This is a genomic window from Caulobacter sp. Root655 (assembly GCF_001427665.1).
Classification (GTDB): Bacteria; Pseudomonadota; Alphaproteobacteria; order Caulobacterales; family Caulobacteraceae; genus Caulobacter.
The window spans coordinates 236,028-248,739 of sequence record NZ_LMHC01000022.1 but is presented as its reverse complement, the minus strand read 5'-3'; the positions used below and the strand labels follow the sequence as shown (position 1 = coordinate 248,739).

The 12,712-nt window shown below is 67.8% G+C and carries 14 protein-coding genes; 3 read left to right on the top strand and 11 right to left on the bottom strand.

Translation table 11 applies throughout. The features are described 5' to 3' along the window. Positions 1 to 19 precede the first annotated feature (19 nt). On the top strand, positions 20 to 2,908 hold the full coding sequence (locus tag ASD79_RS14905; RefSeq protein WP_056722947.1) for a bifunctional [glutamine synthetase] adenylyltransferase/[glutamine synthetase]-adenylyl-L-tyrosine phosphorylase: 2,889 nt from the start codon (positions 20 to 22) through the stop codon (positions 2,906 to 2,908). A 186-nt stretch (positions 2,909 to 3,094) separates the two neighbouring features. Here ASD79_RS14905 and ASD79_RS14900 read toward each other — a convergent pair whose 3' ends face one another. Then, positions 3,095 to 3,466: a hypothetical protein gene (locus ASD79_RS14900; RefSeq protein ID WP_056722945.1), complete on the bottom strand. Its 372-nt coding sequence runs from the start codon at positions 3,464 to 3,466 to the stop codon at positions 3,095 to 3,097. A 277-nt stretch (positions 3,467 to 3,743) separates the two neighbouring features. On the opposite strand from ASD79_RS14900, the gene msrP reads away from it, so the two are divergent. Then, positions 3,744 to 4,664 carry a protein-methionine-sulfoxide reductase catalytic subunit MsrP gene (gene msrP / locus ASD79_RS14895; RefSeq protein WP_056722944.1) on the top strand — a complete coding sequence of 307 codons (921 nt, stop codon included), beginning with the start codon at positions 3,744 to 3,746 and terminating at the stop codon, positions 4,662 to 4,664. Between the two features lie 46 nt (positions 4,665 to 4,710). Continuing rightward, a complete protein-coding gene (gene msrQ / locus ASD79_RS14890; RefSeq protein ID WP_056722943.1) occupies positions 4,711 to 5,358 on the top strand; it encodes a protein-methionine-sulfoxide reductase heme-binding subunit MsrQ in 648 nt (215 codons plus the stop codon). Positions 5,359 to 5,397: 39 nt separating this feature from the next. On the opposite strand, the gene ASD79_RS14885 is transcribed toward msrQ, so the two are convergent. The 10 genes from ASD79_RS14885 to sfsA all read right to left on the bottom strand — a co-directional run bounded on the left by ASD79_RS14885 (position 5,398) and on the right by sfsA (position 12,664). Beyond that, a complete protein-coding gene (locus ASD79_RS14885) occupies positions 5,398 to 6,096 on the bottom strand; it encodes a lysozyme inhibitor LprI family protein (protein WP_056722942.1) in 699 nt (232 codons plus the stop codon). Between the two features lie 3 nt (positions 6,097 to 6,099). Then, the gene (locus ASD79_RS14880; protein WP_056722941.1) at positions 6,100 to 6,762 is read right to left on the bottom strand and encodes a lysozyme inhibitor LprI family protein; all 663 of its coding nucleotides are present in this window, start codon (positions 6,760 to 6,762) and stop codon (positions 6,100 to 6,102) included. A gap of 48 nt (positions 6,763 to 6,810) precedes the next feature. Beyond that, positions 6,811 to 8,067 carry a dipeptidase gene (locus ASD79_RS14875; protein WP_056722939.1) on the bottom strand — a complete coding sequence of 419 codons (1,257 nt, stop codon included), beginning with the start codon at positions 8,065 to 8,067 and terminating at the stop codon, positions 6,811 to 6,813. A gap of 152 nt (positions 8,068 to 8,219) precedes the next feature. Beyond that, positions 8,220 to 8,600 carry an RcnB family protein gene (locus ASD79_RS14870; RefSeq protein WP_082584960.1) on the bottom strand — a complete coding sequence of 127 codons (381 nt, stop codon included), beginning with the start codon at positions 8,598 to 8,600 and terminating at the stop codon, positions 8,220 to 8,222. A gap of 260 nt (positions 8,601 to 8,860) precedes the next feature. Continuing rightward, positions 8,861 to 9,583, bottom strand: coding sequence for a DNA repair protein RadC (gene radC, locus ASD79_RS14865; protein WP_056722934.1), 723 nt, complete (start codon positions 9,581 to 9,583; stop codon positions 8,861 to 8,863). Between the two features lie 251 nt (positions 9,584 to 9,834). Then, on the bottom strand, positions 9,835 to 10,665 hold the full coding sequence (gene map / locus ASD79_RS14860; RefSeq protein WP_056722932.1) for a type I methionyl aminopeptidase: 831 nt from the start codon (positions 10,663 to 10,665) through the stop codon (positions 9,835 to 9,837). Between the two features lie 10 nt (positions 10,666 to 10,675). Further along, a complete protein-coding gene (locus ASD79_RS23465; protein ID WP_082584959.1) occupies positions 10,676 to 10,858 on the bottom strand; it encodes a DNA/RNA nuclease SfsA in 183 nt (60 codons plus the stop codon). 8 nt (positions 10,859 to 10,866) lie between these two features. Continuing rightward, positions 10,867 to 11,421 (bottom strand): hypothetical protein, encoded by a 555-nt coding sequence (locus tag ASD79_RS14855; protein WP_056722930.1) that lies wholly within the window; start codon positions 11,419 to 11,421, stop codon positions 10,867 to 10,869. A gap of 12 nt (positions 11,422 to 11,433) precedes the next feature. Continuing rightward, positions 11,434 to 11,940, bottom strand: coding sequence for a hypothetical protein (locus ASD79_RS14850; protein ID WP_056723058.1), 507 nt, complete (start codon positions 11,938 to 11,940; stop codon positions 11,434 to 11,436). Between the two features lie 16 nt (positions 11,941 to 11,956). Continuing rightward, positions 11,957 to 12,664 carry a DNA/RNA nuclease SfsA gene (gene sfsA / locus ASD79_RS14845; RefSeq protein ID WP_056722928.1) on the bottom strand — a complete coding sequence of 236 codons (708 nt, stop codon included), beginning with the start codon at positions 12,662 to 12,664 and terminating at the stop codon, positions 11,957 to 11,959. Positions 12,665 to 12,712 lie beyond the last annotated feature (48 nt).

Sequence of the window (12,712 nt, the reverse complement as noted above, 5' to 3'; positions counted from 1 at the left end):
CCGCGCCACAGTGCCGCCCATGACTCGCCTGCTCGAACGCCTTTCGCCCTGCGGCCCCATCGTCGATCCCAAGGCCGCCGAACGGGCGCACGAGGCGGTCGGCAAGAAGGTCGGCGAGGCCATGCCGGTGGTCGAGGCCGTCTGGCCGGCCCTGGCCCCGGTGTTTTCCGCCTCGCCCTACCTGGCCGGCCTGGCGCGGCGCGACGGGCGGCGGCTGCCGTTGATCCTCGAAAGCGATCCCGACGCCCGCCTCGCCGAGATCCTGGTCGCCGCCGAGGCCGTCGCAGCCGAGCCCGACTTCGAGACCGCCCGCCGGGTCCTGCGCGACCTGAAGGCCGACCTGCACCTGCTGACCGCCCTGTGCGACCTGGGCGGGGCCTGGGACCTGGACGCGGTGACCGGGGCCCTGACCCGCTTCGCCGATGCCGCCCTACAGGCCAGCTTGGCCCAGGCCGCGCGGTTGGAGGTGACACGGGGCGCCCTGACCCATGTCGGCGGAGGCCTCGACGGCCCGATCCCCGGCCTGTTCTGCATCGCCATGGGCAAGCACGGGGCCTTCGAGCTCAACTACTCCAGCGACATCGATTTCTCGATCTTCTACGCGCCCGAAGCGCTGCCCGTCGCCGAAGGCGTCGAGCCGCAGGGCGTGGCCGTGCGCCTGACCCAGCACCTGGGGCGGATGCTGGCCGAGCGCACCGCCGACGGTTACGTGTTCCGCATCGACCTGCGCCTGCGCCCCGACCCGTCCTCGACCCCGCCGGCCATGCCGATCGACGCGGCGCTCGAATATTACGAGAGCGTCGGTCAGAACTGGGAGCGGGCGGCCCACATCAAGGCGCGGATCGCGGCCGGCGACATGGCGCGCGGCGACGCGTTCCTGGCCGAGCTGCAGCCGTTCATCTGGCGCAAGAACCTCGATTTCGCGGCCATCGCCGACATCCACTCGATCAAGCGCCAGATCCACGCCTACAAGGTCGACGACCGCCTGACCGCCAAGGGCGCGGACCTCAAGCTGGGGCGCGGCGGCATCCGCGAGATCGAGTTCTTCGTCCAGACCCAGCAGCTGATCCTCGGCGGCCGCCACCCAGACCTGCGAAGCCCGCGCACCCTCGACGCCCTGGCCGCCCTGTCCGACGCCGGTCATGTGACGCCCGACGACCGCGACTACCTGATCAAGGCCTATCGCGACCTGCGGGCCCTGGAGCACCGGGCCCAGATGATCGCCGACGACCAGACCCACAAGCTCCCGGAGGCCGACACCGACCGCAAGCGGGTGGCGGCGCTGTGGGGGCACGGCGCCCTGCGCGGTTTCGACGCCCTGGTCGGCCACCTGCTGAAGGGCGTCAACCGCCGCTACGGCGCGCTGTTCAAGGGCGAGGAGGCGCTGTCGTCACGGTTCGGCAGCCTGGTGTTCACCGGGGTCGAGGACGATCCGGAGACCTTGGCCACCCTGCGGCGCATGGGTTTCTCGAACGCGGAGCGGGTGGCCGGCACCATCCGCGGCTGGCACCACGGCCACATCGCCGCCACCCGCACCGCGCGGGGCCGCGAGCTGTTCACCCGCCTGGCTCCGCGCCTGTTGGACGCCGCCAACGCCACCGGCGCGCCGGACGACGCCTTCAACCGGTTCGGCGACTTCTTCGCGGGGCTGAGTTCGGGCGTGCAGATCCAGTCGCTGTTCCTGGCCCAGCCTCGCCTGTTCGAGCTGATCGTCGAGGTCATGGCCTTCGCCCCGCGCCTGGCCAGCACCCTGGCCCGTCGACCGACGGCGCTGGACGCGCTGCTGGACCCGGCCTTCTTCGGGCCGATGACCGTGCCCGAGACCGCGCCCTGGGACCCGACCGATTTCGAGGGGGCGATGGACGCCGCCCGGCGGCTGTTCCGCGACCAGACCTTCCGGATCGGCGTGCGGGTGATCAGCGGCACGGCCGGCGCGCGCGACGCCGGCGCGGCCTTCGCCGATCTCGCCGACCTGATCGTCGGCGGCCTGGCCCCCGCCGCCCTGGCCGAGGTCGAGCGGCTGGGCGGGGCCTTCCCGGGGCAGGTGGCGGTGGTCGCCCTGGGCAAGGCCGGCTCGCGCGAGATGACCGCCAAGTCCGACCTCGACCTGATGACCCTCTACGCCGCCGACGATCCGCCAAGTACGAGCGAAGCGACGTCCGCCATCAAGGGCTGGAGCGCCGACAGCTTCTACGCCCGCTTCACCCAGCGCCTGACCTCGGCCCTGTCGGCGCCGACCGGCGAGGGCACGCTCTACGATGTGGACCTCAAGCTGCGGCCCTCGGGCACCAAGGGTCCGGTGGCGGTCAGTTTCGCGGCCTTCGAGGACTATTACGACCGCGAGGCCGAGACCTGGGAACTGTTGGCCCTGACCCGGGCCCGGGTGATCTGGGCTTCGTCGCCGGCCTTCCAGGCCCGGGCCGAGGCCGCGATCGCCGCCGCCCTGCGCCGGGCCCGTGATCCCAAACGCACCGCCGTCGACGTGCTGGAGATGCGCCAGCTGATGGAGGACGAGCGGCCGGGCAAGGGCGACTGGGACCTCAAGCTGACCCCCGGCGGCCTGGTCGACATCGAGTTCGCCGCCCAGTTCCTGCAACTGGTCCATGCCGCGTCCGGCGGGCCCTTGGCGCAGAACACCGGCGAGACCCTGGTGGCGCTGCGAGCGGCCGGCCTGGGCGACAAGGCGGCGATGGTCGCGCTGGAGGCGGCGTGGCGGCTGGAGCAGGACCTGTCGCAACTGCTAAAGGTGGCGCTGGAGGACGGGCACGACCCGGACACCGAACCCAAGGCCTTCCGGGCGCTGCTGGCGCGAGCGGGCGGCGCGCGGACGTTCGGGGCGCTGAAGAGCAGGCTGGCCAAGGCCAAGGCCGAGGCGCGGGCGGCGTTCGAGTCGGTGGTGAGGCGGTAGGGTCGAGCGCGGTTGGGGACACGCACATGTGCGTGTCTCCCTGTCGCGGGCGGGCCGGCGAGCCCTAGGCTCTGTGGACAGTTGAGCGGTTTTTCAGCAACAATGCTCCTCATCCTGAGGTGCGTAGCGTAGCGAAGCCTCGAAGGACGCACCGCATCACCCTTCAGCGCTTACTGTCCACAGCTCCTAGGCCGGCTCAAGCCGCCGCGCGGCCGTCACGTGCTTCACATAGGCCTCGTCGGTCGTGAAGGGGATCTCCTTCACGTCGATCAGCAGGCGCTTGTTCTGCCCGACGATGAGGATCTTGGGCAGGTAGAGACCGTTGAACGAGCCATGCACCGCATAGGGCGTCGTCCCCTTCGCCAGGGGGCCGGTCCAACCCATCACGTCGATCGCCAGGCCGCCGACGAAGTGGGGGTCGCGGACCAGCTGGATGCCGCTGGTGAAGTTCGGCGCTTGCCCCTTCACGTTGACGCTGAAGAAACCCGGCGTGCCCAGGCCGGTCCAGACGTAAGTCGCCTCGGCCGTGTCGAAAGGCTCAGGACCATAGAAACCCATGATGTTCTCCCTTGCTCGGATTGGGTCGCCCGTCGGCCCTCAGGGCTGACAGGGGCGAGGGCGTCGCCGACGGTCAGTGGCGCCTGGACGTGATATAGGCGCGCCCTGAAGCGGAATTGCCAGTTAAAATTGTGCTTAAGCTAAGTTGACCTCTTTTGGCGAGTTGACGTCGCGTCCACGGCCTTCTCCGAACGGAGAAAGCCGCCTTTCCGCGTCTTCACCTGTAACCAATCGCCTCTCCGCGACGTATCCTCCAAGGTAGCCTTGGAGCCCCGCCATGCTGATCCGCCGCGCGCCCGACCTGACCGACAACGACGTCACCGACCCCGGCCTCTACCTGCGCCGACGGGAGTTCATCGGCGCGACGGCCGGGCTGGGCCTGTTGGCGGCGGCGGGGACGGCCAGCGCCCGGGGGCTGACCTATGGCCCGGGTTTCTCGACCACCGAGAAGCCGACGCCGAAGAAGGACATCACCAGCTACAACAACTTCTACGAATTCGGGGTCAACAAGGAGGACCCGGGCGAGAACGCCGGGTCCCTGAAGACCCGGCCGTGGACCGTGCGGGTCGACGGCGCCTGCGAGAAACCCGCCACCTTCGCCATCGACGACCTGATCAAGGGGCAGAAGCTTGAAGAGCGCATCTACCGGATGCGCTGCGTCGAGGGCTGGTCGATGGTCATTCCGTGGGTGGGCTTTCCGCTCAAGGACCTGATCGCGGCGGTCGGGCCGACGTCGAAGGCCAAGTTCGTCGCCTTCGAGACCCTGATGCGACCCTCGGAAATGCCCGGCCAGAAGTGGGACGTGCTGCAATGGCCCTATCGCGAGGGCCTGCGGATCGACGAGGCCACCCACCCGCTGGCGATCCTGGCGGTCGGCCTCTATGGCGACGTCCTGCCCAATCAGAACGGCGCGCCGCTGCGGCTGGTCGTGCCGTGGAAGTACGGCTTCAAGGGCATCAAGTCGATCGTCAGGATCAGCCTGGTCGAGACCATGCCGGCCACCGCCTGGAACCTGTCGGCGCCGCGCGAATACGGCTTCTATTCCAACGTCAATCCGGCCGTCGACCACCCCCGCTGGTCGCAGGCCACCGAGCGCCGGATCGGCGAATTCCGGCGGCGCGAGACCCTGCCGTTCAACGGCTATGGGCAGTACGTGGCCGACCTGTACCGGGGCATGGACCTGCGGGCGAACTTCTGATGGCGGCTAGGGTTTTTTCCCGGACAGCCTCTGCGAGGCTTCCGGGATGACAACGGTAAGTGTGCGTGAGCGGGTTGCTGCAAAAAAGCGCTCCAGCAAAACCCAGGACAACATCGTCTACGCCGCCGTTTGGCTGGCCTGCCTCACACCGCTGGTCTGGCTGACCTGGCGGGTTTTCAGCGACGATCTCGGCGCCAATCCGATCGAGGCCCTGATCCGCCAGATCGGCGTCTGGGGCCTGCGGCTGCTGCTGGTCGGCCTGGCGATCACTCCGGCCGCGCGGATCCTCAAGCAACCCCGCCTGCTCCGCTTCCGGCGCACCGTCGGCCTGTTCGCCTTCAGTTACATCTGCCTGCACCTGCTGACCTATATCGGCGTCGACCTGTTCTTCGACTGGCGACAGCTGGTGAAGGACATCCTCAAGCGGCCGTTCATCACCCTGGGCATGCTGGGCTTCACCCTGCTGATCCCGCTGGCCGTGACCTCGACCAACGGCATGGTCCGCCGGCTGGGGCGGGCGACCTGGCAGAGGCTCCACTGGCTGATCTACCTGATCGTGCCGCTGGGCGTGGCCCACTACTACCTGCTGGTGAAGGCCGACCACCGTCCGCCGCTGGTCTATGCGGGCATCGTGGCTGTGCTGATGGGCTGGCGGGTGTGGGACGCTTGGGGGCGGGCTCGCACTAAGCCCTAGGTCCAATTTTGATCCGCTCATCCCGCGGATTTTGGGAGACTAGAACAGCTCCGCCTCTGGATCCCGCGTCTGATCACGCATCCACCACCCGCCCAGCTTCGCGCCGCCGCAGGGCCCCTTCTGGGTCAGCACCACCTGGTCGGCGGTGAACGCCGCGTCCAGCCGGCAGGCGTCGGGACCCGTTCCGGTCAGTGGAAAGCTCATGACTTCCTGGCCGGTGGCGACCTTCACGGGATGGGCGTCGTCGGTAAAGCCCTGGGACGTGTTCGCGTCGGCCAGCTGGTAGGCCAAGTCCAGGCCGGTCGGCGTCGGCTTGACGCGCAGGAAATCCTGGCCACGCGTATAGACCCCGCCCAGCCGGAAGCCCGGGCTTCTCAGAACCGCGATGCGGTCGGCGTGGATGTCGCGCAGGCAGGCCAGGGCGGTCTGATCGTCGGTGCACAGGATTCCACCCTGGCCCATGTCGGGCGGCAGCAGGGCGCGCGAACCCACCCAACCGCGCTGGGTCATCTTCACATAGGCGGCGATCTTGCCGTCCCAGACCTTCAGCGCCTCGCCATAGGCCTTGGCCAGGTCCTCGTCCTGGCGCGACAACCGCGGGTCGTTGCAGATCAGCTTCTCGACCTTGGTGCGGGCCTTGGCGCAATCGAAGCTGGCGGCGGTGGCCGGCGTGGCCCCCAGCGGTGAAATGAGGGCGATCAGAAGCAGGGCCGCGAGCGCGGCGACGAGGCGGGTCATGACCTACTCCGAAAGATAGGGTGACTTGGCCGGATCGCGCCGGAAGACGTGCAAGTCCGTCCCCATCGCGCAGCGCTCCGTCTTCGGCGCGGACAGAGTCGCGACGTCCTGGGTGAAGGTCAGGACGCGTGGGCAGCCAGCGTCCTCGAAGCTCAGCTTGCCTGACGCATCGACGTCGCCTCGCGCCTGCAGCAGCATGTTTCCCTTGGGGTCGGGGCAGATATAGAGCTCCACCCCGATGCCGGCGTCGGGATAGTTCTGCGTGACGTCCATATAGACCCCGTCGTGAGGGCAGCGCCCGGCGACGTAGCGGCCCATCCATTTCAGGCTGGGATGGGTCAGGAAGCTCAGGCGGCGCTGGTAGTCCTGCTTCAGGCAGGCGACATCAGCCTTGCAGATGCCGTTGCGGTCCCTGAGCCACTCCCGCTGTTCGGTGCGGATGTAGGTCGACCAGTTCCCCGCCGGCCAGAGGCCCTGGGCGGTCTTGAACGCCGCGGCCACCTGCTCGTCCAGCTTCGAGACCGCCGGGTCCTTGCAGATGGCCTTCTCGGTCGGCGTGCCGGCCTTGGCGCAGTCGAAACTGGCCGCGTGGGCCGCCGACGTCGACGCCGTCGATCCAAGACTGATCAGGGCCGCCAGGCCGACCCAAGGCACGACACGGACCATGCGGAGCTCTCCCAAGGCGACGCTGGCGCAACCTAGCCGATAACGGCGTTATCCGGAAGGCTTGGCCTTGGCCGCTTCCTTGGCCGCGTAGTCCTGCACCTGACGCACCACCCGCAGCACGTTGCCGCCCCAGATCGCCGCCACGTCGGCGTCGGTGTAGCCGGCCGCCTTCAGCCGGGCCGTGACCTTGGGCAGGTCGGCGACGTCCTCGAAGCCGACCACCCCGCCGCCGCCGTCCCAGTCGGCGCCGATGCCGACGTGCTGGGGACCGACCACCTTCAGGGTGTGCAGCAGGCTGGCCATGAACTCCTCGAAGGTCGCGCGGACCGGCGGGAACCTGGCGTCGACCTCGGCGCGCTTCTTGTTGAAGGCGACGATCTGCGCCTCGGTCGCGGTCTCGCTGTCGGGGAACGGCGCCAGCGCCTTCATCGCCGCCAGGCGCTCGGGGCTGGCGGCGGTGTTCTTTAGATAGACCGAGTTGATGCAGATCACCCCGCCGGCGTCGGCGATCTTCTTCAAGCGACCGTCGTCGAGGTTTCGCGGGTGGTCGTAGATCGCCTTGGCGCCGGTGTGCGAGGCGATGACCGGGACCTTCGACAGGGCAACGGCCTGGTCGACCACGTCGTCGGAGGCGTGGCTGACGTCGATGACGATCCCCAGCCGATTGGCCTCGGCCAGCCAGCGCAGGCCCAGCGGCGAGAAGCCGTGCCAGATCTTGCCCTTGGGGTCGGTCGAGCTGTCGGCGAACTGGTTGTTGAGGAAGTGCACGGGCCCGGCCAGGCGCACGCCGGTGGCGTAGAAGGTCTGCATCAGGGTGAGGTCCTCACCCATCGGCCAGCTGTTCTCGATGCTCTGGAAGACGAACTTCTTGCCGGTCTTGTTGATCCGCTCGGCGTCGTCGGCGGTGTAGGCCAGCTCGAACTTGTCGGGGTGGGCGGCGACCATTTCGCGGATCTCGGCGGCGCGGTTCAGCGCGAAGTCGCGGGCCCCGCGATAGCCCTCGGCGGTCAGCGCGCCCTGGCCGGTGTAGATCACGAAGAACCCGCCATCGAGGCCGCCCTCGTTCATGCGCGGCAGGTCGACCTGGGTGCCGTCCTGGGTGACCACATGGCGGTCAGTGATGCTCCAGCCCTCGCGGGCGAAGTGCTCGGGGGTGTCGAGGTGGGTGTCCAGGGTCAGGACCCGCTCGTGCAGGACCCTGTCCTGCTTGGAGACCGGGGCGTCGGCGGCCCATGCCAGCGAGGAGGGCGCGGCGGTGGCCAGCAGGGCGGCGGAGCCGAGCAGCAGGGTCAGTAGGCGAGCCATGGAAACTCCCGAGGCGAACTGTGAGGCCGCACGCTCAAGGATCGGCGCGCAGCGGTCAAGGTCCGCCGTGAGCCCGCGAACGGTTCGGCGTTCGGCTCCCGGGGATTGAGCGTCGGCGGCGTGCGATCGCACGCCGCCGCGCGGTTGGAAGCCTAGTAGAAGGCCCCGTAGATGACGTCGTCGATACGGCCCGTGCGGGTGTCGACCAGCAACAGGTCGGGTCCGTAGCGAACCCAGCGATAGCCCCACGGCGGGCCGTCCAGTCCCATCCGCCAATAGTCGTCGTAGAAGTAGGCGGAGCTCAGGAACAGGGCCGGCAGCAGCAGGCCGACGGACCAGCGGCGATAGCGGTAGCCCGACGGATAGCGCCAGCGCGGCCCGCGGATCGGGCGGAAGCCGGGCGGGCGGCCACCGCCTGGACGATGCGGGCCCAGGGGCGGCGGCGGGCGCGGGCGAGGCGGCGGCCGGGGCCGGGGCGGCGGTTTGGGCACGGGGCGCGGCGGCGGCTTGGGTTTGGGACCGGGTCCAGGCATGGGCCTCGGAGGCGGACCGGAGCCGCCTGGTGGTCGACCGCCGCCATGGCCGGGCGGGCGCCCGCCGCCACCGCCAGGTCTGTCGCCAGAGGGTGGTCCGCCCGACTGGGCCAACGCCGCGCCGGGGATCAGAAGGCCCAGGACCGAGGCCAGGAGAAGACGCCGATTCATCGCAATCCTCCAAAAGCCCCCCGGCTATGATCGACTATAGCGCGCGGTCCGAAATGCAAAAGCAGGTTGTGCGACCGCCGTTCCGTCACTCAGAACAGCCCCAATGCCTTGAAGCTGGCCACGCCTTCTCTTCCGACCACCAGGTGGTCGTGGACATTGACCTTCAGCGCCTTGCCGGCCTCGACGATCTGCCTCGTCATCTCGATGTCTGGACGCGACGGGGTGGGATCCCCGGACGGATGGTTGTGCAGCAAAATAATGTTGGAGCTGGAAAGCTCCAGCGCCCGGCGCATCACCTCGCGCGGATAGACCGGGGCGTGGTCGACGGTGCCGTGGTTCATCACCTCGTCGGCGATCAGCTGGTTCTTCTTGTCGAGGAACAGCACCCGGAACTGTTCGCGCGGCTCGTTGGCCAGGGCGACGCGGACATAGCCCAGCAGCGCCGTCCACGACGAGATCACCGGCCGCCTGGCGATCTTGTCACGCCCGGCCCGCAGGGTGGCCTCGTGCAGCAGGGTCAGGTCGATGGCGGCGCTCTCGCCGACTCCCGGCACGGTCTTCAGCGCCTCGATCCCGGCCCCGATCACCGCCCCGAACGACCCGAACCGGGCCAGCAGCGCCTTGGCCATCGGCTTGACGTCGCCGCGCGCGAAGGTGCGGAACAGATAGAGCTCCAGCAGTTCATAGTCGGGCAGGGCGGCCAGGCCGCCGGCCTTGGCGCGGTCGCGCAGGCGCTCACGGTGACCCAGCGCGTGGCTGGGCGCGGCGGCGTCGGCGACGCCCGTAGCCTTGAGTGACCTTCCGCTGACCATCGCGTCCCGCCATGCGAGAGCGAATTAGCTCAGATCAATGGAAGGTTGTCCATATTGTAACCCTCTCCCAGAGGGAGAGGGAGGGGCCCATGCGTAGCATGGGAGGGTGAGGGGTTTAGACGCCCGACGGCGTGCCGGCAGGGCGCTTGCGAGAAAACGGTGAGGGCGTAATCCCTCACCCTCCCACCGCTGCGCGGCGGGCCCCTCCCTCTCCCGCCGGGAGAGGGTCTCCTGAATCGTGAGCTAAATCCTCACCCGCCCAGGATCGGCGGCTGGAACAGCCCGGTAGGCGAGCCGGTGAAGATCTCGTAGCCGTCTTCCGTGACGCCGATCGAGTGCTCGCACTGGGCCGACAGCGACTTGTCGCGGGTCACGGCGGTCCAGCCGTCGCCCAGCACCTTCACGGCGCTCTTGCCCAGATTGACCATCGGCTCGACGGTGAAGAACATGCCCGGCTTCAGCACCGCGCCCTGGCCGGGGCGGCCGAAGTGCAGGATGTTGGGGGCGTCGTGGAACACCTTGCCCAGGCCGTGGCCGCAGAAGTCGCGGACCACGCTGCAGCGCTGGGCCTCGACATAGCTTTGGATGGCGTGGCCGATGTCGCCCAGCGTCGCGCCTGGCTTCACGGCGGCCAGGCCGCGAGCCATGCCCTCATAGGTGATCTCGACCAGGCGGCGGGCGCGCGGGCCCACCTCGCCGACGCCGTACATCCGCGAGGTGTCGCCGTGCCAGCCGTCGACGATCACCGTGACGTCGATATTGACGATGTCGCCCTCGCGCAGCGCCCACTCGCCGGGGATGCCGTGGCAGACCACGTGGTTGCGCGAGATGCAGACCGTCTTGGGATAGCCGCGATAGAACAGGCAGGCGGGCAGGGCGCCGCAGTCGAGGATGAACTCGCGGGCCAGGGTGTCCAGATAGTCCGACGACACGCCCGGCACGACGTAGGGGATCAGCATGTCCAGGCACTCGGCCGCCAGCTTGCCGGCGCGGCGCATGCCCTCGAAGTCGGCGGGCTTGTGGATCTTGATCGCGCCGGTGCGGGTCTCGGCTTCGATCTCGGTCACGTCTTCAAGGGTCATGGCGGTCTGCTCAGGCTGTAACGGTCGGCGCGTCTCGCCATGCAATGCGGCGCGACAGGCGGATCTCTTCGGGGCTTATGTCGCAACGATAGCACAGAACTTCAACGCCCGCCGCAGCCGCGTCGCGCAAACCCTTGGCGTAGACCGGATCCAGGTCGGCGCAGGCGGCGAAGCCTTCGGGGAATGCGGCCAAGTCCCCGGTTAAGTCATGGTCTCAGCAGGCCCCTCGCTGTCCGAGGCCAGGTCGGGCAAGATTAAATCTACCAAGGCGTCGTAGAACGCGGTGTTAGCATGTAGGGATCGCGCCTCTGCGTTCAGTTCTTCGGTGATCTCGTTCAGGCGCTCGGTGGGAAAATCGCTCCTGCGCTCCCGGTTGGACAGCAGCGTATATTCACCTCCAAACGGGTCTTGCTCAAAATGCCCATGCGCGACGACATTGCGGAGGTTGTTGAGTCGCCGCAGGTTCGCAATGTCCATTCCATTGAGGTTCAGTTGAACCGGAAGGGCCTGGAGGATTTCGAGATTCTCCAGCCGCTTAGCGAACATACCATGAGCAAGACGCTCCAGAGCAGGCGGATTGCCTAGCCGCCTCAAGCAGCAGGCAATCAACTCCGTCAAATGCACATCCACATCGTTGTGTGCCAGGATGAGTCGCCCAAGAGCAGCCTCGTAGTCCTGCCTGATTGCAGGATCGGCCCACTGCATGGGCCAATCGTCGTCATCATCATCGTCGTCATAGTCATCGGGTGCGGACAAGGGCTTGCTCCCTCAGGCCTTATCGGGGGCATGACAGGCTAGATCGTCATAGCGAAACAGAGGCAATCGGTCTGCGTCGCTGACAACTGCGTTAGCTCGACGGATGCCCCCCAGCGTCACAGAGCGTTGGTTGGTCCAGGTTTCGGGGAGCATCGCGATAGCGATTTTCTCGGGTCCGTTGAAGGTCACCGTTCCTTTGCAGGTTTCGAAATCGAAGCTGAAGAACAGCAGATGATCGGCGCGGGTCTCGATGAAGCGGAAGGCTGGGCCGAGGTTGGAACCACTAGCTTTGACCTGAACCGTGCGCCCATCCGGCGCGTGTCCATCAACGCCGACGCCGCACCGTCGAGTCAGCTTGATCCCGAACAGTTCCGCAGCGACCGCCTCGCCAATATCGCCGACGAGATTGCCGTCCAAAGTGAACGTCAAACCGAGAGCCAGGTAGCGTTCCCGGAGCTTGTTTCGCGCGGTTAGTAGGTCCGTGATGGCATCTGGCAGTTCGAACTCGTTCGCGTCCACATCGCCCCCCAATAGGTCACGTCGCGCGCAGCCACGGAATACGAGTGGTGATGCGAATTGCATCTGCGCCCATTTTGCATTTGTAGATCAATACTTCCACGCCGACGTTGGCGACCTTTTCCAACGCCTTGGCGAAAGCCGGGTCGAGGTCGGCGCAGGCGCTGAACCTGTCGCAATCCTCACGTTGCACGACGAACAGGGCCACGGCCCGATCGCCCCGCGCCACCATGGCCGCCAGATCCCCCAGATGCCGCGTCGAGCGCGCCGCCACGCAGTCGGGGAACTCGGCCAGGGGTGGGGTTCGCGAGAGATGCACATTCTTGACCTCCAGCCAGCAGGACGGGCGGTCCGGATGGGTCAGCAGGAAGTCGACCCGGCTGGCCTCGGCGTACTTCACCTCCGGCCGCACGGTGGCGTAACCGGCCAGTTCGGGGATCGCGCCGGCCGCCAGGGCCTCGGCCACCAGCTTGTTGGGCAGCATGGTGTTGACGCCGACCAGGCCGTTGTTCGCCTCGACCAGTTGCAGCGTCCACGGCAGCTTCCGCTTGGGATCGCCCGACCACGACACCCAAGCCCCCTGGCCCGGCAGGTTGACGCCCAGCATCGCGCCGGGATTCGGACAATGGGCGGTGATCGCCCGCCCGTCGTCCAGCACCATATCGACGAAGAAGCGCTTGTAGCGCTGGACGATGACGCCGCGCACCATCGGTTGCGGGAGGAGCATGGGGGCCTTAAGTCGGACGGAGACCAGATGCGGATGTAGGGGATCAGA

Excerpts from the sequence above, each read along its gene's own strand:
- radC (WP_056722934.1), bottom strand. The coding sequence starts at position 9,583 with ATGGTCAGCGGAAGGTCACTCAAGGCTACGGGCGTCGCCGACGCCGCC.
- ASD79_RS14880 (WP_056722941.1), bottom strand. The coding sequence starts at position 6,762 with ATGGTCCGTGTCGTGCCTTGGGTCGGCCTGGCGGCCCTGATCAGTCTT.
- ASD79_RS14885 (WP_056722942.1), bottom strand. The coding sequence starts at position 6,096 with ATGACCCGCCTCGTCGCCGCGCTCGCGGCCCTGCTTCTGATCGCCCTC.
- ASD79_RS14875 (WP_056722939.1), bottom strand. The coding sequence starts at position 8,067 with ATGGCTCGCCTACTGACCCTGCTGCTCGGCTCCGCCGCCCTGCTGGCC.
- ASD79_RS14900 (WP_056722945.1), bottom strand. The coding sequence starts at position 3,466 with ATGGGTTTCTATGGTCCTGAGCCTTTCGACACGGCCGAGGCGACTTAC.
- ASD79_RS14905 (WP_056722947.1), top strand. The coding sequence starts at position 20 with ATGACTCGCCTGCTCGAACGCCTTTCGCCCTGCGGCCCCATCGTCGAT.
- sfsA (WP_056722928.1), bottom strand. The coding sequence starts at position 12,664 with ATGCTCCTCCCGCAACCGATGGTGCGCGGCGTCATCGTCCAGCGCTAC.
- msrQ (WP_056722943.1), top strand. The coding sequence starts at position 4,711 with ATGACAACGGTAAGTGTGCGTGAGCGGGTTGCTGCAAAAAAGCGCTCC.
- map (WP_056722932.1), bottom strand. The coding sequence starts at position 10,665 with ATGACCCTTGAAGACGTGACCGAGATCGAAGCCGAGACCCGCACCGGC.
- msrP (WP_056722944.1), top strand. The coding sequence starts at position 3,744 with ATGCTGATCCGCCGCGCGCCCGACCTGACCGACAACGACGTCACCGAC.
- ASD79_RS14870 (WP_082584960.1), bottom strand. The coding sequence starts at position 8,600 with ATGCCTGGACCCGGTCCCAAACCCAAGCCGCCGCCGCGCCCCGTGCCC.